We start from the raw sequence: 26714 nt of genomic DNA, 5'->3' as shown, positions 1-26714 counted from the left end.
AAGCCGGAAGAGAAGGCCCCCTTGGAGCACGCAATTAAGAAAAACTAATAATAAAAATTAATAATAGAATTCTAGGAGAGAATACAAAATGGCAAAATTAGTAACCATGGGCGAGATCATGTTAAGATTATCTACCCCAAATAATGAGAAGTTCATTCAGGCAGATGAGTTTGATGTAAACTACGGCGGCGGTGAAGCTAACGTGGCTGTTTCCCTGGCAAACTATGGACATGACACTGAGTTTGTAACAGCAGTTCCTAAGAATCCCATCGGTGAGTGTGCGGTAGCTGCTTTAAGAAAATACAACGTAGGAACAAAGCACATTGCAAAATGCGGTGAAAGACTTGGTATCTACTATTTAGAGACAGGTTCTGCCATGAGAGCGTCTGCAGTAGTATATGACAGGGCGCATTCCTCCATCGCTACGGCAACTGCAGCTGACTTTAATTTTGACGAGATCTTCAAGGATGCAGACTGGTTCCATTTCACAGGAATCACACCGGCAGTAAGCGATGAAGCAGCAGAATTGACCGAGGCAGCTTTAAAGGCAGCTAAGGCTCATGGTGTAACAGTTTCCGTAGACTTAAACTTCCGTAAGAAATTATGGTCTTCTGAGAAGGCTCAGAAAGTTATGACAAACCTGATGCAGTATGTTGATGTATGCATCGGCAACGAAGAGGATGCAGAAAAGGTTCTTGGCTTTAAGCCAGGCAATACCGATGTAACTTCCGGTGAGCTGGAATTACAGGGCTATGTGGACATCTTCAATCAGATGATCGATAAGTTTAACTTCAAATATGTGATCAGCTCCCTGCGTGAAAGCTACTCAGCTTCCGACAACGGCTGGTCTGCATGCATCATGGATGGCGCGACCCGTGAGTTCTACCACTCCAGAAAATACCGCGTTACCCCTATCGTTGACCGTGTAGGCGGCGGTGATTCCTTTGCAGCAGGTGTGATCTGCGGGCTGGTTGACGGCAAGGACTTTAAGAGCGCTCTGGAATTTGGTGTTGCAGACATCCGCATTAAAGCATACCATTCCTGGAGACTTCAACCTGGTAACCAGAGAAGACGTGGATACTCTGGCCGGCGGCGACGGTTCAGGCCGTGTTCAGAGATAATCGATAAGAAACAGAGATGGGGAGTCATTGGGCAATGACTCCCCTTTTAAAAATTATGGAGGTAAGTTCAAGATGAGTGACAGACCTTTTGATTTACTGAGCCTGGGTGAGCTGCTGTTACGCCTGTCTCCGGAAGGCGTGGAGCGGCTTGTCAGGGGAGATTCCTTTCAAAAACAGGTAGGCGGTGCGGAATTAAATGTTGCAGTAGGCGCAGCTCTTTTAGGGCTTCATACCGGCGTGGTTACCCAGCTTCCCTTTAATGATATAGGAAATTTTGTAAAGAATAAAGTCCGTTCTTATGGAATCAGCGATGACTATTTTGTTTATGATAACAGTCTAAGTGCAAGGCTGGGGCTTTATTATTATGAATACGGAGCATATCCAAGGAAACCCAAGGTCATTTACGACAGAAAGAACAGTTCTTTTGTTCAGATCAGCACCTCTTCCTTCCCGGAGGAGATGTATCGGGCGGCGACCTGTTTCCACACCACAGGGATTACCCTGGCTTTATGTGAGAATACCAGGAAGACAGCCATTGATATGATCAAAAAGTTCAAGCAGACAGGAACCATTATTTCCTTTGATGTGAATTTCCGCGGTAATCTCTGGACAGGGGAGGAAGCCAGAGCATGTATTGAAGAGATTCTTCCCTATGTGGATATTTTCTTCTGCTCAGAAGAAACGGCCAGACTGACCTTTAAGAAGGAGGGGACCGTTAAGGAGATCATGAAGAGCTTTACAGAGGAGTATCCCATTTCCGTTGTGGCTTCCACTCAGAGGATCGTTCACAGTCCAAAGAGCCATACCTTTGGTTCCGTAATTTACGATGCTTCCAGAAAGGAATATTACGAGGAAGAACCCTACCATAACATAGATGTTGTAGACCGGATCGGAAGCGGAGATGCTTATATTGCAGGCGCACTTTATGGCCTTTTAAGCAGCGGAGGCGACTGCATGAAGGCAGTCCGGTACGGCAATGCGGCATCAGCCTTAAAGAATACCATACCAGGAGATCTTCCTACTTCTGATTTAAGCGAAGTCAATACCGTTATAAAAGACCATAATAATAACGGACCTCAGAGCGAGATGAGCAGATAAAATAAAAAAGCGCAATACCGGAAAGCGAGGCAGGATTTCTTAAATTCCCGCCTCGCTTTCCGATTGAATAATTCTCTAATTTCCGCATTCAATGCTGATCTCATTGAATTTCTCTAAAATGTAATCTACATCTAAATTGGTTTTTTCTTCCCCTTCTTTATCAATGATGGCATTTCCCTGATGCATCATCAGAAGGCGGTTTCCGTATTCTATGGCATAACGAAGGTTATGGGTAACCATAATGGTGGTAAGATGCTTTTCCTTTACAATCTTATCCGTCAGCTCCATAATGTTCTCGGCTGTTTTTGGATCCAGGGCAGCAGTGTGCTCATCAAGGATCAAAAATTCAATGGGAGTCATGGTGGACATGAGAAGGGCCATGGCCTGCCTCTGGCCGCCGGAAAGTACTCCCACCTTTACATGGAGCTTATCCTCTAAGCCAAGGCCAAGAAAACGAAGCTGCTCCCTGTAATAGGATATCCGCTGCTTGTTAGTCCCCGGAAGAAGGTTAAAGGGTTTTCCCTTGGCATCAGCCAGAGCCATATTTTCAAGGATGGTCATATTAGGGCATGTGCCCATGGCAGGGTTCTGGTAGACTCTTCCGATGCGGCGCTGGCGCTTAAATTCCGGCATACTGGTGATGTCGGTGCCGCCCACCCGGATAGAACCGCTGTCCAAAGGAATGCTTCCGCAGATGATATTTAACATGGAAGTCTTGCCGGAGCCGTTGCTTCCTACCACAGATACGAACTGCCGGTCTTTAATGGTGAGATTAAAGTCCTGGAACAGGCACATCTCATTGACCGTTCCCTGATTGTAATATTTATTGATATTTTGTAGTTCAAGCATGATGTTTCACCTTCTTTTCCCTGCCGTTGCTGAGTACCAGAATGGCCAGGAACAGCACGGATGTGATCAGTTTTAAATCCGATGCTTCCATTCCCAGATAAATGGCAAATGACACGCAGGCTTTGTAAATGATAGAGCCGATAATAACTGCAGTGGTGGATTTCACAAACCCGATCTTTTTAAACAGCTTTGTTCCAATGATCACATTAGCAAGGCCGATGACAATGGTCCCTGTTCCCATACTGATTTCAAAAAAGCCTTTCTGCTGGCAGTATACGGAACCGGCCAGAGCGGCCAGACCGTTTGCAATAGCAAGGCCGATGATCTTTACCATGCCTTTGTCCTTGGCAAGAGAGGTGACAAGGGTTTCATTGTCCCCCACAGCCCTTAATAAATAACCGGAGCGGGTCTTTAGATACTGGTCCAGTAAAATCTTAACGATCACCACGATGACAGCCAGTATGATCACCACGCTGATATCTGCAAACTTTTCGGGAAACAGACCGTATACAAAGCTGTTTTCGAAAATGGTGTCACTGTTAAAAAACGGAACATTAGATTTTCCGGCCACCCTTAGGTTCACAGAATAGAGGGCAGTCATGACAATGATACCTGACAGAAGATCCCGTACCTTTAATTTTACATGGATGAAGCCGGTGATGCATCCGGCTAGGGCTCCGACGGCAAAGGCAATTAAAAGCGTTGCCACCGGGTTTAGTCCGGCCAGGATGAGGGTAACGGTGATTGCGCCTCCCAAAGGGAAGGTTCCATCCACAGAAAGATCCGGAAAATCCAGAATCTTATAAGTGATGTAAACGCCCAGTGCCATAATGGCATAGACCAGGCCTTCTTCCAAAACGCCAAGTATGATTGACATGGTTTAACTTCCTCCAATTATATTCCTTGTTTTTAATACTAGTGGGTAATATCGGTAAAAATTTCAGCGGCTGAGCCGGTAAGCTCTGACGGCAGGGTGATTCCCAGGCTCTCGGCAACCTTAGAATTTCCGTAGAACGCGGCTTCCCTGATCACTTCAAAGTTCATTTCGCTTGCCTTTGCTTCGCCCTTTAATACCTTTGCGGCCATGATACCGGTCTGCCTGCCTAAGTCCACATAATCAAGCCCCATGGAGGCAAGACAGCCGATTTTTACCTGCTCTACTTCACTTCCGAATACGGGGATGTTCTTCTTTCCGGCCTTATCCAGGATTAGCGGAAGAGAGCTTACTACCGTGTTATCTGTTAAATTGTTTAAGCAGTCCACCTTTTCCAGAATGCTGTCAGTTGCCAGAGGGATATCAGCGGTTGCGGATACAGGGCCTTCTACGATTTCAAAGCCATAGGAAGCGGCAGCGGCTTTATATTCCCTGATCGCTGCTTCTGAGTTCACTTCACTGGTGCTGTAAAGGATTCCGATGGTCTTGGCATCGGGAAGGATCTTGCGGATCATTTCCAACTGTTTTTCCACTGGAAGCTTGTCGCTGGTTCCGGTGATTTCACCCACCGGACTTCCGTCCTCTTTTGCCAGGGCTGCGGCTGTTGGATCCGTAACTGCCGTGAAAATGACAGGAACATTGGCTTTCTTTGCACCGCTGTAGGCGGACTGGGCCATTGGGGTAGCAATGGCGCAGATCAAATCCGCTTTTTTGGAAAGAAAGTTGTTTATGATCTGGCTTGCGGTGCCTCCGTCAGCCTGGGCATTTTCGTACATGACCGTTAAGTTTTTGTCTTCCTCGATCCCTTCCTCTGCAAGGCCCTGTAAAAAGCCGATCCGGCAGTTGTCAAGGGAACCATGCTCTGCAAACTGTCCGATGCCGATGGTATAGGATGTGCCGTCCTTGGTAGTTTCACTCCCTGCCTCTGCATTGGAAGAAGCCTGGGTGGAATTATTATCAGCAGTTTTTTCCGGAGCTGCCTTGGAAGAACAGCCGGAGAGTGCGGCAGCAGCCAGGGCTGCCAGTAACAGGGTTTTGATTGATTTTTTCATAATATTTCCTCCTTAAAATGGTTTCCGTTGACAGGATGAGGGAGTGAGCGGATATCCTGAAAATAAAAAAAGTCCCAAGTACGCTAAAAAACGTACTTGAGACGAATCAACAATCCGCGGTGCCACTCAAATTGACTTTATAAAAGCCCACTTTTCATATACTAACATATATGCCACGATAAATAACGGTTGTGGTCTCCGTCAGCCCCTACTGAAACAATGGTTCGGGGCCGCCCTCAAAAGTCCATTCAGCTATCAGCTTTATACCGCACTCACACCAACGGCGGCTCTCTGAAATATCGCATGCAAAGCTTACTCTTCTTTTTCAACGGTTTATTATTATTTCATTTAAACAGTATATTAATACGTATGTATGGATTTGTCAACTGTTAATTTAAAAAAGACAGGAATTGCCTGTCCGCCTGGAAGGAGTGGTGGCAGGGTTTCGTTCTGCACCTGACTGTTGTTTTTTCACTTTCCCTGGGTTACAATGATACCGTATCGTCTGCCTTTCTAAAAATTATGGATAATATTGAAAAAATTTTCAGCTTACCATGTCCCCAAATGATGGCTTTCTGCGTTACTATAGTGAAAAATGCATCTATGGATGTCATTAGAGAATCAGAAAGGCTTATCTCCGTTGATACTTTTGAAGCTCAGCATTGCGGACGGGTGAATAGTCCGGAAGAGGAAAACATAAATACGGCAGAAATACAAGAGATGACAGAGCTATTATCCGAGTTTACAATGGAAGATCGGATATTCATACATCTTAGATATGCAAATGAAATGGGATATGAGGCAATTGGAAAATACTGGATATATCTACGGAAGCAGCCATGGCTATTACTTTGTTGTGTATGGAAATGTCGATAGAAATGAGATTTTTAAAGTTGCAGAAGGTATAAAAATAAATTAAAATATTGTTAATAATAGAACATAAAAAAGCGGGTTTCGATACTAAAAATACCGATAAACCGCTTTATGTTCATTCGCCTACCTGCCCTTCAGTTCATATGTCACATATGGATGGGAAAGGTGATAACCGAGTTTTTCCGCTAAGGCAACAGAACGTAAGTCATGAGCGTCCCAACTTGGATAAAGATTTCGTGCCAGGCATTCAAGTATCAATTTGGCGCCACACACTGTCGCCAATCCCTTGCCTCTATAATCGGGCCTTGTATCTATCTCTATTTCAATACCATTATTATAAACAGCATAAGGGGAAGCGCCTGCCACCAATTTACCATTGTGTAAAATGGATACACCGAATGCCCAGCGCTGATAGTCGGCATAATCATTAAACTGAGAACATAAATCCACAGACCATGCTTCCTTTCGAGCCAATTCATATACTTCTCTGTCTATCATCCGAAGCTCATAACAATCATCGAGGCCATTAATGAAAGAAGTCAGTCTTGCATTATCAAAAACATCTGGTTCCTTTTTAATTGCATAGCGAAATATTTTATTTACCCGGCTATCAAAAAAATCCTCGATCAGTGCTTCCCAGGCTTTATCTTTCGGTATGAGCAGCTTTTCTCCTTCTATATCATGAAACAGGGCGGTATTTGGCTGGCCTGCAATAAAGCAGAAGTCACCGATTTGAATCATTGCAGACGCGGGATTTTTTTCATTATCTAAGATAATATTTCCCATATGACCTTGCAAACATGACCAAATTAAAGCTTCTTCCCAATCATGAAACATGGCTGCAACATGGCTGTGCATTTTCTTCACCTTACTTTCTGAGTAAAGCTAATATAAATTATCTTTATATCAACTTTCATTGTTATCGAAAATTATACTATATTAATTGCCATCCATCCATACATTTCTTTTCTTTTGATTGCTGCGAAAATTATACTTCTTGAAAGTGGGAATGGAGAAGATGAAATATTATTACAAAAATGAAAAAATTGTCCCGTTTTATCTCCTTGTACGTTATATAGATGTAAACCTAAAAAACTACAGGGAGGATTTTTTATGAAAGTAAAGAAAACAGCTTCTTCCTGGGCAATCAATAAAACAGGAACGGTAGATATTACAAAAACTTATATAGGAACAAGTAAAGAAAGGCATATAGTAAAATGGAGAGATAGCAATGATGAAGAAAAAAAGCAGCATTTATGTTGGAATTGGAATATTCTTAATACTTACAGTTGTGATAGTTCTTAATTTTAATGAAAGGAATAAAACATATCGCCTTCGTCCGGGATCTATTAATTATGAAGAGGCCCTAATGGAAATGAACGGTAAAGAAAGTAAAAACAGCATTGCCTCCTTCGGCCTGGGCGGATACAAAGATGGAATCATTTATTCCTTTAAGTCCCTGGAAGATGGGTACGAATATTATATAACTGAGAATGGGGTTACCAACCCTATTTATACATCTCATGCGTCCGCTATATTATGCAATCAAATGTATGGAGATCGTTTAATCATATGTGAGTTCTCTGCAGAAGAACAAATGTCTTTTATAATTAAACAAATAGGCAGAAGATATGAGGAAATACTATTCCGCGTAAATTGCAGCGGTATGCCAACGATAGAGGTAATAGGAGATTGCCTATTGGTAAATTATGGACTATACAATGATGGTACTGTAGAGCAGCCTTTAATTTTATATAATCTAAAAACCAAAGTGAGCAAGGTAATTGGCAGCTATTCGTATTTTAAAAACGAAAAAGGAAATTATGATGGTAATTTGCTGCAGGCAGCGGACGGGTTTGATAATGGAATAATATTTGAAATCATCAGTTTTAATGATGAGGACATTAATCCGGATGAAACTGGTAAACCTGAATTATTTTATTATGATTTTATAGAAGAACATGTTCAAAAACTGCCGATTAAGCTTCCAAGAAAGTTACTGTATGTTACAGGGGATATTAACTGTGTTATAACATCCGATTATGCTTCAGAAATGCCTTTAAATGATGTAGGAACTATTTATATATTAGAAAATGGAAAATACATAGATATGAAGATTCCTGACATTGAATCAGGGAATGATATAATACAGGCATATCGAATTAACAATAAAGTTGTTGCATTGCAAACCTTAAATGATATCTATTTAATCGATATTGGTAAAAAGGTTTATGAGAAAATAGCCAATAGCAATCCTATCAGAGCGAATGGAAAATCAATAGGTTATATAGGTCAAGATGGGAACCTAAATATTTATAGATTTTCTGATTGATCAGATAAGAAGTCGTGGACTTTCTATACAGATAGTAACTAAGCTACAATCATTGCACCTGCAACAGCTTTCGTGTATTCAATAAATTATAAGGATCAGGTGAGGACAATAATTCCAGCAAAAATGTGATGAAAAATAATATGCTTATGCGTACAAATTGTGATAAACTATAAATACTATTTATTATTGGAGGTTTGTCCATGAAGAAGTTATTGATCGTTGTAGATATGCAAAAGGATTTTATCGACGGCTCTCTGGGAACACCGGAGGCGGTGTCTATCGTTCCTAATGTAAAAAGAAAAATAGAGGAATATCAGGAAGCCGGAGATGAGGTGATCTTCACCCTGGATACCCATGAGGAGACTTATCTTAATTCTCAGGAAGGGAAAAAGCTTCCGGTCGCTCATTGTGTCAGGGGAACTGCCGGCTGGGAGCTTGATGATTCCTTAAAAGAGTTTCAGGGAATGCGTTTTGAAAAAAACACCTTTGGAAGCTCGGTGCTTGGAGAATATGTGGCAGAAAGAGAGTATGAATCCATTGAATTGGTGGGCTTATGTACGGACATCTGCGTAATATCCAATGCCCTGCTGGTCAAAGCCTTTCTTCCGGAGATTCCAGTTATGGTGGACTCCTCCTGCTGTGCCGGTGTGACTTTAAAAAGCCATGAGAATGCGTTAGAGGCTATGAAGATGTGCCAAATCGAGGTTTTATAAAATCAATCAATAAAAAGGGGGCGTTGCAAAATAGATGAAAAATCATCTGTGGAGCAATGATGCTTTTTGCAACACCCTCTTTTGGTAATCAGATATAAAATGCATCACTGATTTATTTTATTTCATCAATCGCTTCAGATCCTGATAAAAACCCGGATAAGAGATATTCACGCATTCTGCGCCTAAAATTTCTGTTTCCCCTTCTGCACACAGCCCGGTCACAGCAAAGGTCATGGCGATCCGGTGATCAAGTCTGCTGTCTATGACAGCGCCGTGAAGAGGCTTTCCCCCTCTGATGATCATGCCATCCTCTGTTTCCGCGACATCGGCTCCCATGGCAGACAGATTCTTCACCATGACCTCAATACGATTGGATTCCTTTACCTTTAATTCGGCCGCATCCTTGATGATGGTTTCCCCTTCTGCCAGACAAGCCATAGCAGCGATCATGGGAAGCTCGTCGATGAGGGTAGGTATGATAGCTCCGCCGATTGTAACGCCATGGAGAGTGCCGGATTTTACCAGAATATCCGCAGTAGGTTCCCCGGAATCCGTATTTACCTCTAAAAGGGTGATATCTGCTCCCATATCCCGGCAAACGTGAATGATTCCGTCCCGGGTGGGGTTAATGCCTACATGCTTTATCAGTATTTCAGAATCCGGAACCATCAGTCCTGCCGCAATAAAGTAAGCAGCAGAAGAGATGTCTCCCGGAACAATCATTTTATTGCCGTAGAGCTCTTCCGCAGGAGAAATACATGCGGTGGTTCCTTCCGTATTCACACTGGCACCAAAGTACTTCAGCATGATTTCAGAATGATTTCTGGACACATAGGGTTCCGTAACCTTTGTCTCGCCTTCTGCATACAGTCCGGCTAAAAGAATGCAGGATTTTATCTGGGCAGAGGCCACGGGGCTGGTATAATGGATGCCGTGAAGCTTTTTACCGGTTATGGAAAGGGGAGCGCAGCCATTTTCCTTTACGCTCTTTATATCAGCTCCCATCAGGGATAACGGCTCCATAATGCGCTTCATGGGACGTTTCTGAATGGATTCGTCACCGGTTATGGTTACGTCAAAATCCTGGGCAGCTAAAAGGCCGGAGATCAGGCGTGTGGTGGTACCGCTGTTTCCGCAGTCTAAGATGGTTTCCGGTTTTTTTAAGCCCCGGAGTCCGTTTCCATGGACAATAACGGTGTCATTGCTGTTTTCAATCTGTATTCCCATTTTCCTGAAGCAGGAGATGGTGGAAAGGCAGTCGGCTCCTTGGAGAAAGTGGCTGATTTCCGTGGTTCCCTTTGCAATGGAACCAAACATCACGCTGCGGTGAGAGATGGATTTGTCACCTGGTATGGTTATTTCGCCCTTTAAAGGGGAGGCTTTTGTGAATTTCATAGGAATCCTCTCTTTTAATTTGAAATTAAATCATAATGGTACCGTTCCAGCTGCTTCCATGCGTTATCCATGGTTTCTTTGTCATAAAACCCAATCCTTAAGGTTCCTTCTCCGTGTTCTCTGTTGTGGTTGATGCCGATATTCTTAATACTGATTCCCTTAGCGGCCAGGATGACGGATAAGGTAGAAATGGCGCCTACTTCGTCAGCCATGTCAACGGTAAAGGAATACTCCGGTGCAATGAGACCCGGAACCTTTTCAGAAAAGGAGTTGCGGTAATCTCTGGAAGTTTCAAAAAGCTGGTAAATATATTGATTGTCATTTGCCCTAAGCTCGTCCAGGATCTGGCTTAAGGAAGCAATGTATCGTTCCAGAATCACGGAAAGATTCCGGCTGTTTGTCATACAGATCTGCTCCCACATTTCCGGTGAGGAGGAAGCGATTCTTGTAATATCCTTAAAGCCTCCGGCTGCGAGCCGCTTCATAAGCCCCTCTTTATTGTCAGAAGCCTTTACCAGGTTCACCAGGCTGGAGGCTACGATATGGGGCAGATGGCTGATTGCGGCTGTAATAAAGTCATGTTCATGATAATCGAGAACAAGGGGAATGGAGCCGATCATGCCTGCGATCCGCACCAGGCGGTTTACCTGTTCCTCTGTGGAAGACGCGGTGGGGGTAATGATATAATAGGCATTTTCAAGTAAATGGTCGGTGGAATTTTCATATCCGGTCTTTTCCGAACCGGCCATCGGGTGTCCTCCCACAAACCGGCTTTCCAGGCCAAGACGGCTTACCTCTTCGTGAATGTCTGTCTTGGTGCTTCCTACGTCGGTGATTATTGCTCCCGGTTTTAGGAAGGGCTGGATTTCCGACAGATACTTTGCGTTGTACTCCACAGGAGTACAGAGGAAGATAAGATCACATTCACGGAGCTCTTCTCCGATTCCCTCTAAGATAACATCCACGATCCCGTCATCTTTTGCCTGCAAAAGCCTGGAACGGGTGCGCATGTAGGCCATGATTTTTGTATCAGGTTCTTCACGCTTGATCCCTCTGGCGATAGAGCCGCCGATGAGACCAAGCCCGATAAAGGCAATAGCGGCATCACTCATTAAGACGTCCTCCCCGCAAGCTTGGCGTAAGGCCTTAATTCTTCTGTCAGATTCTCAAACTGTTCAAAGGTCAGGGACTGGGGGCCGTCGGACAGGGCGCAGGATGGGCAGGGATGGACTTCCACAATCAGGCCGTCGGCTCCTACTGCTATGGCAGCCTTGGAAATCGGCTCAATATAAGCCCTTACTCCGGTGGCATGGCTTGGGTCAATGATGATAGGAAGGTGGCTCTTGGCGCGGATAACCGGTACGGCGCTGATATCCAGAGTGTTTCTGGTGGCAGTTTCGTAGGTACGGATGCCTCGTTCGCAAAGAACGATATTTGGATTTCCTTCGGAGGCGATGTATTCTGCAGCATTCAGCCATTCATCAATGGTGGCGGACAGTCCTCTTTTTAATAGAACCGGTATACCGGCTTTTCCAGCTTCTTTTAAAAGCTCGAAATTCTGCATGTTCCGTGCGCCGATCTGGATCATGTCCACATATTTTACAGACGTTTCAAGAGCACGCAGGCTTGTGACCTCACAAACGATATTAAGCCCGGTGGCTTCCCTGGCTTCCTTCATGTATTTCAGCCCTTCCTCTTCCAGGCCCTGGAATGCGTAAGGGGAGGTCCTGGGCTTGTAGGCTCCGCCGCGCAGGAACTGGGCGCCTGCTTTTTTTACTGCAAATGCAGTTTCCAGGACCATATCGTGATTTTCAATGGCGCATGGACCGGCCATCATGGTAAGATGGCCCGGACCGATTTTTGCGTTTCCAATGGTTATGACGGAATCTTCCGGATGAAATTTTTTGTTCACCAGCTTGTAGGTTTCGGTCACGGCAACGATTTTGTCAACACCTTCCAGCATCTCGATGTTTGTGCCCTGGAGCTTTGTCTTATCTCCTACAACGCCTACTATAGTTACTTCCGTCCCTTTTGATAAATGGGCCTGAAGTCCGTTTGATTCGATTAAGTACTTGATTTTATCTACTGCTTCCTCGGAAGCATTTGCTTTCATAATGATGATCATATATTTCTACCTTTCTTTTGCAAATGTTTAATCCCCATTGTAATCTATTGAATGGGAGTTGTCAACGCTTTTGCACGTTAAACTTCGACGCATTAACGTAAATTATTATTTAGAAAGGATTTCAGGGATATTTAGCAAAGCAAAACAGTGGCATATTTGAAACCATTATGATTGTAGCAGTTTGATATGTTACAGCTATCAAGAGGCTGGGGGTGGCGTTGGAAACCTTAATATAGCCGGGATTTACCAAACAATACATGGTTTTGATACTAAAACGGTACGAATAAATTTAACAGGTAAAAAAACAAGATAAATAATATGTAAAATCATAAATATGGCATCTATACCAATTATTTTTATATAAAACGTCGTTGAATATACTGCGAAATGTGTTATTTACTACGAGCCTGGGATTTGTTATAATTTAATAATAGAAAATGAACTTGTAGTTTTAGCGGTGGTCAATAGTAAAGGAGAATACTATGAAACTAAATTCTACGCTTCAGGTAGGTTGGTATCCAATCTGCAACAACACGTCAGAGCACACCTATGCCATTATGGAAGAGAATGATTTTCACCCAAATATGACGGTGTACTTTCCGTGCTATGGCGGCTGTAGTGATAGCAGCAATCACTACCCCGTTAATTTTTGGACACCAACATTTTGGGAAAAAGATTCCAGAAAATTAGGTTATAAACTTAGCTGCCATTCGAAAATCGCAAGACGTTTAGCAATGTGGGGCAACGGCAGCAGCGATGATGATATTAATCGTACAGAATATAACCGAAAGAACGGTGGGTGGTCAAATCTTGGTGATTGTTCAGGAATTGTTTATGGAGTTACCGGAGTTTGCCATCAAATGTGCAATACAATAGCAAGTGCAACAAATTTTAATGATACTGTTAACGCAGGAGTGAATTGGCCGGTTTCATTCAATTCTTCACGGTTCTTTTACGGTAATAGAGGGACGGGGCATGATAAAGAGATTGGAAGTTATGTTCATTCTTTAGTTTTATTTTATAAGACTTATTATAATTATCCGTCAGATTCCGTTGCCGATGCAGCAGAATTGAGTCCGGCACATAAAGAATTGGAAACCATTCACGAAGATTTACATATTTCTACTGTTTTGGGACTGAAAAAACAGTTGTCTGGAGAAAATCTTGGAGATATGCGTAAAAAATTGATTTTTTCGATTTTGCCCCTTGAATCTTCAGCTGTTCCTGCGATTGCCGAGACAGATATACAAATAGCAGAAAAGAAGAATGAATTGGATAATCTTCTTATCCGCGGACAAATTTCAAATGCCGGCTATGCAAAGGAAGTGAATGATCTGTCTGCAAAACTCTCAAATTATTATGTTGAAGTTTTAACACCTCCCGTATTTGAAAAAACATTTGATGTTGCTGATTCTAATAAGATTGTGACTGATATTATCAATCCTGATTTTATGCCGGATTACAGCGGTATTAAAGAGGTACTTGGTTTGTAAATCTCGTAGTTGGTAAATCACAAATAGGTCTTATAAATATTTGAGAGTTGTGATAGAATAATAAACATAACAGCAGAAGCAATAGTATTTCTGCAGGTAATGGACCTACGGCCGGGCAGCGAGTCGCTGCCGGGATTTTCATGGTATAGGAAAAGGCCGTAATCTGCTGCGAGGTACTTCCGCACATTGCATGTGCTTACACCTGCGGCTTGTACATCTTCGCATCTTACGGCATCTTGATTGTATTGCTTCTGCTGTTTTTTCAGGAATAAGGAAGAATTTTAAAATATAACTGGTATGGAGGAGCCGATGTATAAGACAGATTTATGGAAATATTGTACGCCGGAGTATTGCAGGGACATGCTGTTATCTTTCCGACTTCTGGGGAACACCAGTTGGCCGGACCAGAAGATAATGGCATGTCTTTATGCTTTCAGCAACCATACGGAACGCCATTATCATACCGTCCGTATTCCAAAGAGAGACGGAAGAACGCGGAGTCTTACGGTGCCGGATTACATGCTGATGAGAATACAGAGAAATATCCTGCATCATATCCTGGACGGATATGCGGTCTCCGGCTGTGCCACAGCCTACCACAAAGGTGCAGGAGTGGTGTCCAATGCCAGGGGCCATACAGGAAAAAATGTGGTGGTAAAACTGGATATAAAAGATTTTTTCGGAAGTATTTCATTTCCCATGGTGTTAAAAAGCGTTTTTCCTGTCAGGTATTTCCCTCCTGCGGTAGGAACCATGCTGACTGCCTTATGCTGCTGCAACGAATTTCTGCCTCAGGGGGCTCCCACATCGCCCGCAGTTTCCAACCTGGTTATGAAGGATTTTGATGAATTCATAAACAAATGGTGCGGGAATAAAGGAATCTCCTATACCAGGTACTGTGATGATATGACGTTTTCCGGTGATTTTAACCCGGGCCTGGTTATCCGGAAGGTCTCCGGTTTTTTAAATGCCATGGGGTTTGAACTCAATGAAACGAAGACCAGGATTCTATACCGCAACGGAAGACAGTCTGTCACGGGTATCGTGGTCAATGAGAAACTACAGGTTTCGGGGGATTACAGAAGAAAGCTGCGGCAGGAGATTTTTTACTGCCTGAAATACGGGGTAAAGTCCCACCTGGAGAGGAGCAAAAGTGATTTGCGGGTTCCGGAGAGTCAGTATCTTGTTTCTCTTATAGGAAGAATACAGTATGTCCTTTTGATAAATCCTGAGGATCAGTGGTTTAAAGAAGCGGAGCAAAAGCTTTTGGCTGTACTTGGCAGGAAATCAGAATGATCGAAGAAGCCTTAACAGGGAATCAGAGACTTATGTAAGCTTTATGGAGCGTTTTTACAAAATGCCCTTAAAGGCTGAACGTCCACAGATTCTGGAACGGGTCATGGGATTTGATTGTTCCATAGAAAAAATGGAAAATTACCCGTGCAGCACCTCGCAGCAAATTTCGTTAAAAAACCATCTTCTGGAAGGGAAGGAGATGTTTACTACGGCAGGTTTTCTGCCATGGAAGTAAAACTATAAGGAGGAAAGTATCATGAAAGGATATTATGCAGGATTGGATATTGGTGGAACTAACGGGCGGCTAAAAATCTGTGATCCGGATGGGGCTGTACTTGGAGAATTTACGGCACCGGGATGCAGCCTCAATACGGATGGAATAGAAAAAAGCCGGCTTCGATACCGTAGTCTGGTGCTCCCGGCGCTTGATGAGTTAAAACTGGATCCCGGCTGTTGTCTGGGGATTTGTGTAGCAGCCAGCGGGATCGATTCTCCGTCAGATGAGCATGATTGTAAGTCCAGCTTTGAAGAGATGGGATTTCCTCATGAAAGGCTTCTGGTGTTAAATGACTGCCAGGTGTTCCTTCACATGACGGAAGAACCGGCCCTGGTAGTCATCTCAGGGACTGGTTCGATATGCTTTGGGAGAGATAAAAAAGGAAGTATATACCGGACCGGCGGCTGGAACCACATCATCAGCGATGAGGGAAGTGGGTTTGATATGGGCTTAAAAGTCTTAAAAGCAGTAGGAGATGAGCTGTCCGGACGAATCAAATGTCCCGTTCTCACACCTCTTATTATAGAGAAAACAGGGCTTGATTCGCTGGAAAAAATAGACGATTTTATCAACGCCAATCTTATGGAAAAGTCGGAGATCGCCAGACTATCCTTATTTGCATTTCAGGCAGCTTCCCAGGGCGATCGTGAAGCCATCCGCATTCACCGGGAATGCGGGGCGGCTTTGTGGGGACTTATCCGGGATACCTTTGCCAAGATGGATTTAAAGAGTCCGGCGGATAAGCTAAACCTTTGGCTCTGGGGCAGTGTTCTGGTTAAAAATGATATGATCCACAGTATAGTGGAAGAGAAAGTCCGGGAAGGGATGCCGGGTACTGAGATCGGGATACCAAAGATGAGTGCCCTGGATACGGCACTTAAGGCGGCCAGATCACTGTAATAAAAGAAGGGAGGGCTTGCCTCTCTTTTCTTTTGCGTAATTGGAAAAATGTGTAAAAAATATTTGTGCAAATTGCACCTTTTGCTTGCAATTATACGACATTTTTAGTAAAATATCCTTATAGACTTAAATACCGAACAGGAGGAATGTTTATGAACGTGTATGGAACCAAACAGATCCGTAACGTCGCCTTACTTGGGCACGGGGGCGCCGGTAAAACCACCCTGGCAGAAGCTATGGCGTTGATTACCGGAGCCATCAGCAGAATGGGAAAAATTACCGATGGCAATACCATCAGCGATTATGACAAAGAAGAGATCAAGAGACAGTTCTCCATCTCTACTACCCTGATTCCTTTGGAGTATAAAGGAGAGGATGGACCGATCAAGATCAATCTGCTTGATACTCCCGGATATTTTGATTTTGTTGGCGAGGTTGAAGAAGCCATCAGTGTTGCGGATGCAGCAGTAATAGTTGTAAATTGTAAGGCAGGTATTGAAGTTGGAACATTAAAAGCGTGGGAACTGTGCGAAAAGTACAAGTTACCCAGACTTTTCTTTGTGACAAATATGGATGACGATCATGCAAGTTTCCGTGAATTGTTATTAAAGCTTGATAAAGAATTCGGAAGAAAGATAGCGCCGTTCCACCTCCCCATTCGTGAAAACGAAAAGTTCGTAGGTTTTGTTAATGTTGTAAAGATGGCAGGCCGGCGTTTTACCGTTAATAGTGATTATGAAGAATGTGAGATTCCTGAATATAGCCAGAAGAACCTGGGAATTGCCCGTGAAGCTCTTATGGAGGCCGTGGCGGAAACCAGCGAGGAATATATGGAGCGCTATTTCTCCGGTGACGAGTTCACCATTGATGAGATTTCTTCTGCTCTTCGGGAACATGTGATAAAAGGAAACATTGTTCCGGTCATGCTGGGATCCGGAATCAACGCCCAGGGCGCCAAGATGGTGCTTCAGGCCATAGATAAGTATTTTCCATCCCCCGATTACTTTGAGTGCATCGGCGTGGATGTTTCCACAGGGGAGCGCTTTACAGCCCAATATAACGATCATGTATCCCTGTCTGCCCGTGTATTTAAGACCATTGTGGACCCGTTTATCGGAAAGTATTCCCTGCTTAAGATTTGTACCGGCACCTTAAAGCCTGATTCCGCTATTTTTAACGTGAATAAGGACACAGAGGAAAAAGTCGGAAAGCTTTACGTTTTAAGAGGAAAGGATGCCATCGAAGTTACGGAATTAAAGGCAGGAGATATCGGAGCAGTGTCAAAGCTCAACGTGACCCAGACCGGTGATACCATTGCCCTCCGTTCTGCTCCCATCGTATATCATAAGCCGGAGATATCCACTCCATATACGTATATGCGTTATAAAACCAAGACAAAAGGCGACGATGATAAGGTTTCAACTGCTCTTGCAAAGCTGACGGAAGAGGATTGGACCTTAAAGGTAGTCAATGATACGGAAAACCGCCAGTCTCTCCTTTATGCCATTGGTGACCAGCAGCTTGATGTGGTTGTAAGCAAGCTTTTAAACCGCTATAAGGTTGACATTGAACTGAGCAAACCTAAATTTGCTTTCCGGGAGACCCTTCGTAAGAAAGTGGAAGTCCAGGGCAAGTATAAGAAGCAGTCCGGCGGACACGGACAGTACGGTGACGTTAAGATGAGCTTTGAGCCGTCCGGTGATCTGGAAACTCCTTATGTATTTGATGAATGCGTATTTGGCGGGGCTGTGCCGAGAAATTATTTCCCGGCAGTTGAAAAGGGTATTGCAGAGTGCGTCTTAAAAGGACCTCTTGCCGCTTACCCGGTAGTGGGATTAAAGGCTACGCTGACCGACGGCTCTTACCATCCGGTAGACTCCTCGGAGCTTGCCTTTAAGATGGCTGCGACCCTTGCTTTTAAAAAGGGATTTATGGATGCCAATCCGGTTCTGCTTGAACCCATTGCTTCCCTTAAGGTTACGGTCCCGGATAAATTCACCGGAGATGTTATGGGAGATTTAAACCGCAGAAGAGGCCGTGTTCTGGGAATGAATTCCAACCACAATGGAAAGCAGATCATTGAGGCGGATGTACCTATGTCCGAACTGTTCGGCTATAATACAGATCTTCGTTCTATGACCGGAGGCATTGGAACCTATGAGTATGAATTCAGCCGCTATGAACTGGCTCCAGGAGATGTTCAGAAGAGAGAAATAGAGGAGCGGGCTTCCAAGATTGACAGAGTAGAATCTTAAAAGACAGGAAAGACCCGGAGGGGCAGGTATTTTACCGAGCTTCTTCCGGGTCTTTTTTATATTATAGAAAGTGCGTCCTATGATATAAAAACTCTTCGGGATGCGCACCCCGTCATAAGGAAATATGGCTGAAAAAGCAAACGCGCTTCGGCGCGGGAGCCTGCAAAGCAGATTCTTATTTCGTCAGAATGTGGGTTCTGGAATAATTGCGCTTTTCTCTGATCTGTGATAAACTGATACCTACTGGCAGGAGGTATGAAATTGTGGAAGATAAAAGAAATGCGTGGAAAGCATTTACAAGAGTGGGCATCGGTTACGGAGCATTCCTCCTTGTGACGCTTGTGATACAGCTTGAGATAGGGGTCATTGCTCTTGCATTGTCCAGGATTGGAATAGAAATAACCTTTGGTAACTGGTATATGTTGATTGTATCCCTGGCTAATTACGTTGTGGGAGGAATTGTTGCCTATATCATTGTGAAGGATATGCCGGTTTTATGCAGGCCCCAGGTACAAAAGGCCAGGGCAGGAATGCTTGTTTCTGGATTTTTGATCTGCATGAGCGCCCTGTTTTTCGGAAATCTCATTGGCCGGGCCCTTATGGCCATTGTAAGCACCCTTTTGGGAAAGCCTATGATCAACCCGGTAGAGGAGGTGATGAAGGGCTTAAGCACCTGGGCGATTTTTCTCACCATGGTAATAATGGCTCCTGTTTGTGAGGAGATTTTGTTTCGCAAAATTTTGATCGACCGGATCCGGCTTTATGGAGACAAGGCGGCGATCCTGGTATCAAGTGTTGTCTTTGCCCTGAGTCATGGGAATTTCTATCAGTTCTTTTATGCGTTTGGAATTGGCCTGGTGTTTGCATATATTTATATTAAGACGGGAAGACTTCGCTATACCATTATTTTTCACATGGCAATCAATTTTCTCGGCTCTGTTGTGGCGCTTAAAATCGGAGAGAATCTGATGCTGACGATAGGCTATTCCATATTTATGCTTGGAGCAGTTTTTGCCGGAACCGCTTTGTTTTTTACCAGTCAAAAAAAACTGGTGTTCCATCCGGGGCCTGTGGAGACCTGGGGCAAAGGGGCTTTTAAAGTACTTTTTTTAAATCTTGGAATGATCCTGTTTTTTGCGGTTTCTGCCGTAACCTTTGTTATTTCGGAGATTTCGTAAAAGACGGTTGACACATTTCGCCAATTATGTTACATTTGTAGTTAGCAAAAATACTTTGATTAGGAGTAGTAAGCTGTCTGAAACATACAGAGAGCCGGCGGAGGGTGGAAGCCGGTTGGGGATGGCGGCTGAACTGGCCTTTGAGTAGCGTGCTGAAGGAAGCTTCTGTGTAGGCATTGCCGGTGTCCCGACCGTTAAAGCGGGCGGATATGCTTTGCCATATCCAGTGAGAGCATACGAACCTTGTATGAAATAGAGTGGTACCACGCGGTAGATCCTGCGTCTCTATGGCCGTTTTAACGGTCGGAGGCGCATTTTTTATTTTTACGGCCAATGAGCCAGATAACACATTTGAAACAGGGAGAATCCCTTTTGCAAAAGGAGGAAATTTGTTATGGCAGCATCCTACAACCACAGCGCCATTGAGAAAAGGTGGCGTGAGAACTGGGCAAAGAACCCCATCAATGTTGACGATGGGAAGAAAGAGAAATACTACTGTCTGGATATGTTCCCATATCCGTCAGGCAGCGGCCTTCATGTAGGCCACTGGAGAGGTTACGTAATCTCCGATGTGTGGAGCAGATATCAGATTTTAAAGGGACATTATGTGATTCATCCCATGGGTTGGGATGCCTTCGGCCTTCCTGCAGAGAATTACGCCATCAAAATGGGAGTTCATCCTGCAAAATCAACAGCGGAAAACGTAGCGAACATCAAGCGTCAGATCAATGAGATCGCAGCCGTCTATGACTGGGATATGGAAGTTAACACCACGGATCCCGGGTTTTATAAATGGACCCAGTGGATTTTTGTTCAGATGTTTAAAAAGGGACTGGCCTATGAGAAGGAATTCCCTATCAACTGGTGCCCATCCTGTAAGACAGGACTTGCAAACGAAGAAGTGGTAAACGGCTGCTGTGAGCGCTGCGGAACCAGTGTTACAAAGAAAAATTTAAGACAGTGGATGTTAAAAATTACTGCTTATGCAGACCGTCTGTTAAATGATCTGGATAAGCTTGACTGGCCGGAAAAGGTCAAGAAGATGCAGTCGGAATGGATTGGAAAATCCTATGGAGCCGAGGTCGATTTTAAGGTGGACGGAAGAGAAGAGAGCATCACAGTCTATACCACCAGACCTGATACCTTATACGGGGCTACCTTTATGGTACTTGCGCCGGAGCACGCTCTTGCCGCTGGCCTCGCTACCCTTGAAAATAAAGAAGCCGTTGAGAAATATATCTACGATGCTTCCATGAAATCAAACGTGGACCGCCTTCAGGATAAGGAAAAGACCGGCGTATTCACCGGCAGCTATGCGGTAAATCCTTTAAGCGGTGCCAAGGTACCCATCTGGCTGTCCGATTATGTGCTTGCTGATTACGGTACCGGTGCCATCATGTGCGTGCCGGCCCATGATGACAGGGACTTTGAGTTTGCGACGAAGTTCAACATTCCTATTATCCAGGTTATCTCAAAGGATGGCAAGGAAATCGAAAACATGACAGAAGCCTACACGGATGCCAGCGGAACCATGATCAATTCCGGTGAGTGGAACGGAATGGAATCCTCCATCCTTAAAAAAGAGGCTCCTGCAATGATCGAGTCAAGAGGCCTTGGAAAGAAAACCGTAAACTTTAAGCTTCGTGACTGGGTATTTTCCAGACAGCGCTACTGGGGAGAGCCTATTCCTATTATCCACTGTCCGCACTGCGGCAACGTACCGGTTCCGGAAGACCAGCTTCCTCTTACCCTTCCGGAAGTAGAAAGCTACCAGCCTACCGGTACGGGAGAATCTCCACTGGCAGATATTGAGGAATGGGTGAATACCACATGTCCGGTGTGCGGCGCTCCTGCTAAGAGAGAGACCAACACCATGCCTCAGTGGGCCGGTTCCTCCTGGTATTTCCTCCGCTATGTGGACAGCCAAAACGAAAATGAACTGGTATCCAAGGAAAAAGCGAAAAAGTATCTTCCCGTGGATATGTATATCGGCGGCGTGGAGCATGCTGTACTTCATCTTCTGTATTCCCGTTTCTATACCAAGTTTTTAAACGACATCGGTGTGGTAGACTTTGATGAGCCATTTACCAAGCTGTTCAATCAGGGTATGATCAACGGAAAAAATGGAATCAAAATGAGCAAGTCAAAGGGAAATGTGGTATCTCCCGATGATCTGGTGCGTGACTATGGCTGCGATGCTCTCCGTATGTATGAGCTCTTCGTAGGGCCGCCGGAGTTAGATGCAGAGTGGGATGACAGAGGAATCGAAGGCGTCAGCCGTTTCTTACACCGCTTCTGGAATCTGGTTGTGGAAAGCAGCAATAAGGATGTGGAAGCTACCAGGGAAATGCTTCGTCTGCGCAGCAAGCTGATTTTTGATATTGAACAGCGTTTCAACCAGTTTAACTTAAATACGGTAATTTCTGGATTCATGGAATATAACAATAAACTGATCGATCTGGCTAAAAAGACCGGCGGCATTGACAAAGAAACTTTAAAGGCTTTTGTGGTTTTGGTTGCGCCTTTTGCTCCTCATATTGGCGAGGAGCTGTGGCAGCAGCTTGGCGGCGTGACTTCCGTATTCCACGCACAGTGGCCGGAATGCGATGAAGAGGCCATGAAGGATGATGAGATCGAGGTTGCAGTCCAGGTAAACGGAAAGACCAGAGCAGTGGTAAAGCTTCCTGCAGGCGTATCAAAGGAAGAGGCCATTGAAGCAGGTAAGGCTTTGATCCCGGATAAGATAACCGGAACGATTGTTAAGGAAATCTATGTTCCTGGAAGAATTGTGAATATTGTTTGCAAATAATTTTTGACTGCTTGCGCAAAGTAAGGACATTATGGCGGAGCCCCACTGGTATCGCCCATAATGTCCTTATTATCATTTTGTATTGCGCTTCATGAAATTTTTAGATAGCATCCGCATGGTCTCTATTCGCTTCCGCTCGTTAGCACTCATGTTTGCGCTCATAATGGAGATGAGAAGGTCGGTTTCTTCATCATTAAATTGAATGCCTTTGCGGCTTGCTTCCGCATTTAAGTTTAGAAGGGTTGGAACAAGCTGGTCTTTTGGAGTGGATTCTACCCGCTTTGCAAATTCAGACAGCATGGAAAGCTTTTGCGGATTCATGTTTCTTAGTCTGGGGTCTTGTTTCCAGTTGAAGTTCATGGATTATTTTTCTTCCTTTCTATGGGATTTGGTAAGGGAGCCAGGGAAAAAATATGGATTAATTCATCTGTTGCATGGCGGACATCATAAGCTGCATGGTTTCAAAACGGGATTGTTGGTCCGGCGGCATGAAATTCTTGAGCTGGTCCAGAGGTATCCGCCCAAATGGGTTATTATTCTGCCGGTGGTTACCCGCAGGCTTGTTTGGAGGTGTTTCGGATTGGGTTTGGGCCTGGGCCTGAACCGGAATGGTGGAACTTGGTACCGGGCCTGGGTCCGGGTAGGAGTTAGCCATCCGAAGGCCCTGAGAGAAGTTGATGATAAGGTCAATGAAATCCTGTTCCGACGGATTTGCAAAGGGCTTTATGGTATTCAGCATGTCAATGGGGTCGTTGGCCCGGTCATTCTCCCCGGAAGAACCCAGCCCCATGGCAGCGACTTCTCCTTCTTCAAAAAGATTAACGGTGCGGCGCAGCTCGTTTATTTTAACGAAGTAGGACATAAAACGCTGCTGGGGAACATTCATATAAGGCAGGGCAGCCTTCACCATCTGTAGATGATTATCGCCGATAAGGGAGTCCAGATCATTTGCACGTACATTTTGCTCGTTGTTCATGGCATAAGATTCCTTACTTTTCTTGTTGACAATATATGCGTCTGCATATATTAGTATTACAGGAGAGTGATTTAGATATGAAAAGCCGATTGATCATAGATGGTAATGCAGTATATGAAATTGATGAGGATTGTATGAAAAAGAAACAGAACAGGAGCCCTTTAAAAGGAGTAAACAGCCAGAGCTCTTTTCAAAGGCCTGTAAAAAATAATGGTCAGAGTCGTTAGCAAATAAAAACAAGGCCCGATCTGTGAAAAGATCGGGCCCTGTTTTATGTTTCGCTTAGCAGCAGAAGTTATTTCCGCCAAAGCCGCCGCCGCCACAGCAGCACAGAAGAATGATGATCCAAATCCAACTGCATCCATCATTTCCGCAACCGCCGCCGCAACCGCCACAACCGCCGCCGCAACCGCCGCTGCCGCCGCCACAGAAGCACAGGATAAGGATAATCCAAATTAGATTAAATCCACATCCGCTGTTGCCTCCGGTGTTGCAATCGCATCCGCACCCACAGTTAGTTGCTGCCAGATCACTCATATTGGTTCCTCCAAATAATTTGTTTACAATGTAAGTGTATGAATGTCAGCTTGCCACTGTTTCCATTTTTTCTTAAAATTTTAGATTTGTTATGATTGAACTTATCCAATTGTTGTGTATAATTAGTACAACAGAGAAATAAGGAGCAAAAGATGGAAAAATTATATTATAACAGACCTTATGTTAAAACATTTGAAGCGGAGGTAACTGGCTGCAGGCAGGGAAAGGACAGTTTATTTGAAGTGCTTTTGGACCGGACAGCCTTCTACCCTGAGGGCGGCGGCCAGCCGGCTGATATAGGAACTCTTGGGGAGGCGGCAGTCCTTGATGTCAGGGAAAGGCCGGAAGGCATTGTCCATATTACGGATAAGCCATTAAAGGCGGGCAGCAGGGTGACTGGAATCATAGACTGGGAGAGAAGGTTCTGCAACATGCAGAATCATTCCGGAGAGCACTTATTGTCGGGAATCGTACATAAGAATTATGGCCTTGATAACGTAGGGTTTCACATGGGAAAGGATGAGGTGACCGTTGATTTTAACGGAATCCTGACCATGGAACAGATAGAAGCGGCAGAAACACAAGTGAATGAACTCATCTGGCGGAATATTCCGGTTCTTGAATCTTATCCGTCAAAGGAGGAGCTTTTAACCATCGATTACCGGAGCAAAAAGGAATTGACCGGACAAGTCCGGCTGATTGAATTCCCGGGAGGTGATGTGTGTGCCTGCTGTGGAACTCACGTGATGACTGCAGGAGAAATCGGCATTCTGAAAGTGACCGGGATGATTCATTATAAGGGCGGTGTCAGGGTGACCATGCTGTGTGGAAGGATGGCTCTGGAAGATTACCGCAAAAAACAGAAGGCAGTGTCCGGAATTTCCGTCCTGCTGTCGGCAAAACCGGATCATCTCCTGGAGGCAGTTGACAGATTGAAAGAAGAAGGGCAGAAAAAGGATGGAAGAATCGGACAGCTTTCCAAAGAACTTTTAGAAAGAAAGGCCGAAGATTATCCCGAACAGGATGCGCCTCTTCTGGTTTTTGAACGTGACTTATCCCCGGTACAGCTGAGACAGTTTTGCACGATGCTGTATGAAGGAGGGAAGGGAAGCGTTGTTTTGGCATGTTCCGGAGATGAGGGTGTCTTTCAGTATGCACTTGGAAGCGGTCAGAAGGACATGAGAGTGTTGAGCAAAGCATTAAATGGAAGATTAAATGGCCGGGGAGGTGGAAGCTCCCTGATGGCCCAGGGCACCTTTCAGGCCTTACAGAAAGATATCAGACAAGCTTTTGAAGAGGAGTCATAAAAGGAGAGTATGATGGAATTTAATGACAGTACAATTAAAAAAATACGGGGCCTGATCGTATTTGCCGTAATCGTTGTGGTGGCAGGCTGGAATTATCGCAGCCTGTTTGCCCTGGCGATGAAGATGGTGGGATTTATCTCGCCCTTTCTTTTGGGAGGCGTTATGGCTTTTATCCTCAATGTGCCGATGCGCAGGATCGAACAATTGCTGCCGGTAAGGAAAGATAACAAAATCCGCAGGCCATTAAGCCTTTGCCTTACCCTTGTGTTTGTAATTGGACTCCTGCTGCTTGTTATTTTTGTTGTGTTGCCTCAGCTTATTGATACCGCTATAAGCCTGCAAAACAGCATTCCGGCGTTTCTTGCAGGTATTAAAGAGGAAGCGGAGAGGTTGTTTGTCCAGAACCCTGAAATCACGGATTATATCAACAGCATTGAGATTGACTGGAAATCCTTTCTGGAAAAGGTGGTTGGATTTTTATCCGCCGGAGCGGGTTCGGTACTTTCTTCCACCGTGTCGGCCGCTCTTTCCATTATCAGTGGGATGACCGCCTTTTTAATCGCCCTGGTCTTTGCCATTTATATTCTTCTTCAGAAGGAAACTCTTTCACGGCAGATACAAAAGCTGATGAAGGCATTTCTTCCGGAAGAGGTATCCTTGCGGACGCTTGAGATATTAACGCTGGTTTCTGAAACCTTTTCCCATTTCCTTACGGGACAGTGCATGGAAGCAGTCATTCTTGGGAGTATGTTTTTTTTGACCCTGACGGCCTTTGGCCTTCCATATGGGATACTTATCGGCGTTTTGATTGCATTTACAGCCCTGATCCCGATGTTCGGAGCATTTATCGGCTGTGCCATCGGGGCGTTTTTAATGCTGATGGTAAGGCCATTGGATGCATTTATTTTTTTAATCATCTTCTTTGTGCTTCAGCAGGTGGAAGGAAACTTTATCTACCCTCATGTAGTGGGAAATTCCGTGGGACTTCCATCCATCTGGGTCCTGGTTGCAGTCACCATCGGCGGCAGCGCCATGGGAATTGTGGGAATGCTGATTTTTATTCCTCTCTGTTCCGTGGTGTATGCCATTCTCCGGGAAATCGTGAATAAAAGGCTGGAAAAGCAGAAGAAGTCTAAAAACAAAAAATAAAAAAGCTGTCCTGCTGGTTCTATCGGCCAGCAGGGCAGCTTTCTG

General features: G+C 44.5%; 23 protein-coding genes, 1 pseudogene and 2 other annotated features. Of the genes and pseudogenes, 14 read left to right on the top strand and 10 right to left on the bottom strand.

What is annotated here, in order from left to right; translation table 11 throughout:
• The first annotated feature begins 88 nt into the window (after positions 1 to 88).
• Positions 89 to 1121, top strand: a pseudogene (locus ABFV83_RS08890) (sugar kinase).
• A 72-nt stretch (positions 1122 to 1193) separates the two neighbouring features.
• A complete protein-coding gene (locus tag ABFV83_RS08885; protein ID WP_349948520.1) occupies positions 1194 to 2219 on the top strand; it encodes a sugar kinase in 1026 nt (341 codons plus the stop codon).
• A 75-nt stretch (positions 2220 to 2294) separates the two neighbouring features.
• Here ABFV83_RS08885 and ABFV83_RS08880 read toward each other — a convergent pair whose 3' ends face one another.
• The 4 genes from ABFV83_RS08880 to ABFV83_RS08865 form a co-directional block, all read right to left on the bottom strand.
• The gene (locus ABFV83_RS08880; RefSeq protein WP_349948519.1) at positions 2295 to 3068 is read right to left on the bottom strand and encodes an ATP-binding cassette domain-containing protein; all 774 of its coding nucleotides are present in this window, start codon (positions 3066 to 3068) and stop codon (positions 2295 to 2297) included.
• The gene (locus ABFV83_RS08875) at positions 3061 to 3945 is read right to left on the bottom strand and encodes an ABC transporter permease (RefSeq protein ID WP_349948518.1); all 885 of its coding nucleotides are present in this window, start codon (positions 3943 to 3945) and stop codon (positions 3061 to 3063) included. Before ABFV83_RS08875 ends, ABFV83_RS08880 begins: the two co-directional genes overlap by 8 nt.
• Positions 3946 to 3983: 38 nt before the next feature.
• On the bottom strand, positions 3984 to 5054 hold the full coding sequence (locus ABFV83_RS08870) for an ABC transporter substrate-binding protein (RefSeq protein ID WP_349948517.1): 1071 nt from the start codon (positions 5052 to 5054) through the stop codon (positions 3984 to 3986).
• Between the two features lie 94 nt (positions 5055 to 5148).
• Positions 5149 to 5392 (bottom strand) — a binding site (T-box leader).
• Between the two features lie 658 nt (positions 5393 to 6050).
• A complete protein-coding gene (locus ABFV83_RS08865) occupies positions 6051 to 6785 on the bottom strand; it encodes a GNAT family N-acetyltransferase (RefSeq protein ID WP_349948899.1) in 735 nt (244 codons plus the stop codon).
• Between the two features lie 255 nt (positions 6786 to 7040).
• Between ABFV83_RS08865 and ABFV83_RS08860 the strand changes: the two genes are divergently transcribed.
• The 3 genes from ABFV83_RS08860 to ABFV83_RS08850 all read left to right on the top strand — a co-directional run bounded on the left by ABFV83_RS08860 (position 7041) and on the right by ABFV83_RS08850 (position 8972).
• Positions 7041 to 7232 carry a hypothetical protein gene (locus ABFV83_RS08860; RefSeq protein WP_349948516.1) on the top strand — a complete coding sequence of 64 codons (192 nt, stop codon included), beginning with the start codon at positions 7041 to 7043 and terminating at the stop codon, positions 7230 to 7232.
• Positions 7159 to 8259: a hypothetical protein gene (locus tag ABFV83_RS08855; protein ID WP_349948515.1), complete on the top strand. Its 1101-nt coding sequence runs from the start codon at positions 7159 to 7161 to the stop codon at positions 8257 to 8259. Before ABFV83_RS08860 ends, ABFV83_RS08855 begins: the two co-directional genes overlap by 74 nt.
• 200 nt (positions 8260 to 8459) lie before the next feature.
• Positions 8460 to 8972, top strand: coding sequence for an isochorismatase family cysteine hydrolase (locus ABFV83_RS08850; protein ID WP_349948514.1), 513 nt, complete (start codon positions 8460 to 8462; stop codon positions 8970 to 8972).
• A gap of 117 nt (positions 8973 to 9089) precedes the next feature.
• Here ABFV83_RS08850 and aroA read toward each other — a convergent pair whose 3' ends face one another.
• The 3 genes from aroA to aroF are packed head-to-tail and all read right to left on the bottom strand — an operon-like array spanning position 9090 to position 12492.
• Entirely contained in the window at positions 9090 to 10367 is a 1278-nt protein-coding gene (gene aroA / locus ABFV83_RS08845) for a 3-phosphoshikimate 1-carboxyvinyltransferase (protein WP_349948513.1), read from the bottom strand.
• 14 nt (positions 10368 to 10381) lie between these two features.
• The gene (locus tag ABFV83_RS08840; RefSeq protein ID WP_349948512.1) at positions 10382 to 11479 is read right to left on the bottom strand and encodes a prephenate dehydrogenase; all 1098 of its coding nucleotides are present in this window, start codon (positions 11477 to 11479) and stop codon (positions 10382 to 10384) included.
• On the bottom strand, positions 11479 to 12492 hold the full coding sequence (aroF, locus tag ABFV83_RS08835; RefSeq protein WP_349948511.1) for a 3-deoxy-7-phosphoheptulonate synthase: 1014 nt from the start codon (positions 12490 to 12492) through the stop codon (positions 11479 to 11481). Before aroF ends, ABFV83_RS08840 begins: the two co-directional genes overlap by 1 nt.
• Before the next feature lie 482 nt (positions 12493 to 12974).
• Between aroF and ABFV83_RS08830 the strand changes: the two genes are divergently transcribed.
• The 7 genes from ABFV83_RS08830 to leuS all read left to right on the top strand — a co-directional run bounded on the left by ABFV83_RS08830 (position 12975) and on the right by leuS (position 22700).
• Entirely contained in the window at positions 12975 to 13985 is a 1011-nt protein-coding gene (locus ABFV83_RS08830) for a hypothetical protein (protein ID WP_349948510.1), read from the top strand.
• A gap of 309 nt (positions 13986 to 14294) precedes the next feature.
• Entirely contained in the window at positions 14295 to 15281 is a 987-nt protein-coding gene (locus ABFV83_RS08825) for a reverse transcriptase family protein (protein WP_349948509.1), read from the top strand.
• On the top strand, positions 15262 to 15516 hold the full coding sequence (locus ABFV83_RS08820; protein WP_349948508.1) for a hypothetical protein: 255 nt from the start codon (positions 15262 to 15264) through the stop codon (positions 15514 to 15516). The genes ABFV83_RS08825 and ABFV83_RS08820 overlap by 20 nt, the downstream gene beginning before the upstream one ends.
• Positions 15517 to 15537: 21 nt before the next feature.
• Positions 15538 to 16458, top strand: coding sequence for a BadF/BadG/BcrA/BcrD ATPase family protein (locus ABFV83_RS08815; RefSeq protein ID WP_349948507.1), 921 nt, complete (start codon positions 15538 to 15540; stop codon positions 16456 to 16458).
• 152 nt (positions 16459 to 16610) lie between these two features.
• Positions 16611 to 18713 carry an elongation factor G gene (locus tag ABFV83_RS08810; RefSeq protein WP_349948506.1) on the top strand — a complete coding sequence of 701 codons (2103 nt, stop codon included), beginning with the start codon at positions 16611 to 16613 and terminating at the stop codon, positions 18711 to 18713.
• A 263-nt stretch (positions 18714 to 18976) separates the two neighbouring features.
• Positions 18977 to 19891, top strand: a complete 915-nt coding sequence (locus ABFV83_RS08805) for a CPBP family intramembrane glutamic endopeptidase (RefSeq protein ID WP_349948505.1) — start codon at positions 18977 to 18979, stop codon at positions 19889 to 19891.
• 46 nt (positions 19892 to 19937) lie between these two features.
• Positions 19938 to 20181, top strand: a binding site (T-box leader).
• 104 nt (positions 20182 to 20285) lie between these two features.
• On the top strand, positions 20286 to 22700 hold the full coding sequence (gene leuS / locus ABFV83_RS08800) for a leucine--tRNA ligase (protein WP_349948504.1): 2415 nt from the start codon (positions 20286 to 20288) through the stop codon (positions 22698 to 22700).
• 72 nt (positions 22701 to 22772) lie between these two features.
• On the opposite strand, the gene ABFV83_RS08795 is transcribed toward leuS, so the two are convergent.
• The 3 genes from ABFV83_RS08795 to ABFV83_RS08785 form a co-directional block, all read right to left on the bottom strand.
• The gene (locus ABFV83_RS08795; protein WP_349948503.1) at positions 22773 to 23060 is read right to left on the bottom strand and encodes a hypothetical protein; all 288 of its coding nucleotides are present in this window, start codon (positions 23058 to 23060) and stop codon (positions 22773 to 22775) included.
• 58 nt (positions 23061 to 23118) lie between these two features.
• Positions 23119 to 23676: a hypothetical protein gene (locus ABFV83_RS08790; RefSeq protein WP_349948502.1), complete on the bottom strand. Its 558-nt coding sequence runs from the start codon at positions 23674 to 23676 to the stop codon at positions 23119 to 23121.
• A 282-nt stretch (positions 23677 to 23958) separates the two neighbouring features.
• Entirely contained in the window at positions 23959 to 24213 is a 255-nt protein-coding gene (locus ABFV83_RS08785; RefSeq protein WP_349948501.1) for a hypothetical protein, read from the bottom strand.
• 152 nt (positions 24214 to 24365) lie between these two features.
• Between ABFV83_RS08785 and ABFV83_RS08780 the strand changes: the two genes are divergently transcribed.
• Both ABFV83_RS08780 and ABFV83_RS08775 read left to right on the top strand, forming a co-directional pair.
• Positions 24366 to 25520 carry an alanyl-tRNA editing protein gene (locus tag ABFV83_RS08780; RefSeq protein ID WP_349948500.1) on the top strand — a complete coding sequence of 385 codons (1155 nt, stop codon included), beginning with the start codon at positions 24366 to 24368 and terminating at the stop codon, positions 25518 to 25520.
• 12 nt (positions 25521 to 25532) lie between these two features.
• Complete coding sequence (locus ABFV83_RS08775; protein ID WP_349948898.1) at positions 25533 to 26669, top strand: AI-2E family transporter; 1137 nt, start codon at positions 25533 to 25535, stop codon at positions 26667 to 26669.
• Positions 26670 to 26714 lie beyond the last annotated feature (45 nt).

Origin of the sequence: Lacrimispora sp. BS-2 (genome assembly GCF_040207125.1) — a bacterium.
GTDB lineage: Bacteria > Bacillota > Clostridia > Lachnospirales > Lachnospiraceae > Lacrimispora.
The sequence above is the reverse complement of the archived record's forward strand: the minus strand, read 5'-3'. Positions and strand labels throughout refer to the sequence as shown.

What these genes read in the sequence shown, in the direction of transcription:
- ABFV83_RS08880 (WP_349948519.1), bottom strand. Translation starts at nt 3,068, where the DNA reads ATGCTTGAACTACAAAATATCAATAAATATTACAATCAGGGAACGGTC.
- ABFV83_RS08885 (WP_349948520.1), top strand. Translation starts at nt 1,194, where the DNA reads ATGAGTGACAGACCTTTTGATTTACTGAGCCTGGGTGAGCTGCTGTTA.
- ABFV83_RS08855 (WP_349948515.1), top strand. Translation starts at nt 7,159, where the DNA reads ATGATGAAGAAAAAAAGCAGCATTTATGTTGGAATTGGAATATTCTTA.
- aroA (WP_349948513.1), bottom strand. Translation starts at nt 10,367, where the DNA reads ATGAAATTCACAAAAGCCTCCCCTTTAAAGGGCGAAATAACCATACCA.
- ABFV83_RS08795 (WP_349948503.1), bottom strand. Translation starts at nt 23,060, where the DNA reads ATGAACTTCAACTGGAAACAAGACCCCAGACTAAGAAACATGAATCCG.
- ABFV83_RS08870 (WP_349948517.1), bottom strand. Translation starts at nt 5,054, where the DNA reads ATGAAAAAATCAATCAAAACCCTGTTACTGGCAGCCCTGGCTGCTGCC.
- aroF (WP_349948511.1), bottom strand. Translation starts at nt 12,492, where the DNA reads ATGATCATCATTATGAAAGCAAATGCTTCCGAGGAAGCAGTAGATAAA.
- leuS (WP_349948504.1), top strand. Translation starts at nt 20,286, where the DNA reads ATGGCAGCATCCTACAACCACAGCGCCATTGAGAAAAGGTGGCGTGAG.
- ABFV83_RS08840 (WP_349948512.1), bottom strand. Translation starts at nt 11,479, where the DNA reads ATGAGTGATGCCGCTATTGCCTTTATCGGGCTTGGTCTCATCGGCGGC.
- ABFV83_RS08810 (WP_349948506.1), top strand. Translation starts at nt 16,611, where the DNA reads ATGAACGTGTATGGAACCAAACAGATCCGTAACGTCGCCTTACTTGGG.
- ABFV83_RS08875 (WP_349948518.1), bottom strand. Translation starts at nt 3,945, where the DNA reads ATGTCAATCATACTTGGCGTTTTGGAAGAAGGCCTGGTCTATGCCATT.
- ABFV83_RS08780 (WP_349948500.1), top strand. Translation starts at nt 24,366, where the DNA reads ATGGAAAAATTATATTATAACAGACCTTATGTTAAAACATTTGAAGCG.
- ABFV83_RS08850 (WP_349948514.1), top strand. Translation starts at nt 8,460, where the DNA reads ATGAAGAAGTTATTGATCGTTGTAGATATGCAAAAGGATTTTATCGAC.
- ABFV83_RS08785 (WP_349948501.1), bottom strand. Translation starts at nt 24,213, where the DNA reads ATGAGTGATCTGGCAGCAACTAACTGTGGGTGCGGATGCGATTGCAAC.
- ABFV83_RS08825 (WP_349948509.1), top strand. Translation starts at nt 14,295, where the DNA reads ATGTATAAGACAGATTTATGGAAATATTGTACGCCGGAGTATTGCAGG.
- ABFV83_RS08775 (WP_349948898.1), top strand. Translation starts at nt 25,533, where the DNA reads ATGGAATTTAATGACAGTACAATTAAAAAAATACGGGGCCTGATCGTA.
- ABFV83_RS08830 (WP_349948510.1), top strand. Translation starts at nt 12,975, where the DNA reads ATGAAACTAAATTCTACGCTTCAGGTAGGTTGGTATCCAATCTGCAAC.
- ABFV83_RS08790 (WP_349948502.1), bottom strand. Translation starts at nt 23,676, where the DNA reads ATGAACAACGAGCAAAATGTACGTGCAAATGATCTGGACTCCCTTATC.
- ABFV83_RS08865 (WP_349948899.1), bottom strand. Translation starts at nt 6,785, where the DNA reads ATGCACAGCCATGTTGCAGCCATGTTTCATGATTGGGAAGAAGCTTTA.
- ABFV83_RS08860 (WP_349948516.1), top strand. Translation starts at nt 7,041, where the DNA reads ATGAAAGTAAAGAAAACAGCTTCTTCCTGGGCAATCAATAAAACAGGA.
- ABFV83_RS08815 (WP_349948507.1), top strand. Translation starts at nt 15,538, where the DNA reads ATGAAAGGATATTATGCAGGATTGGATATTGGTGGAACTAACGGGCGG.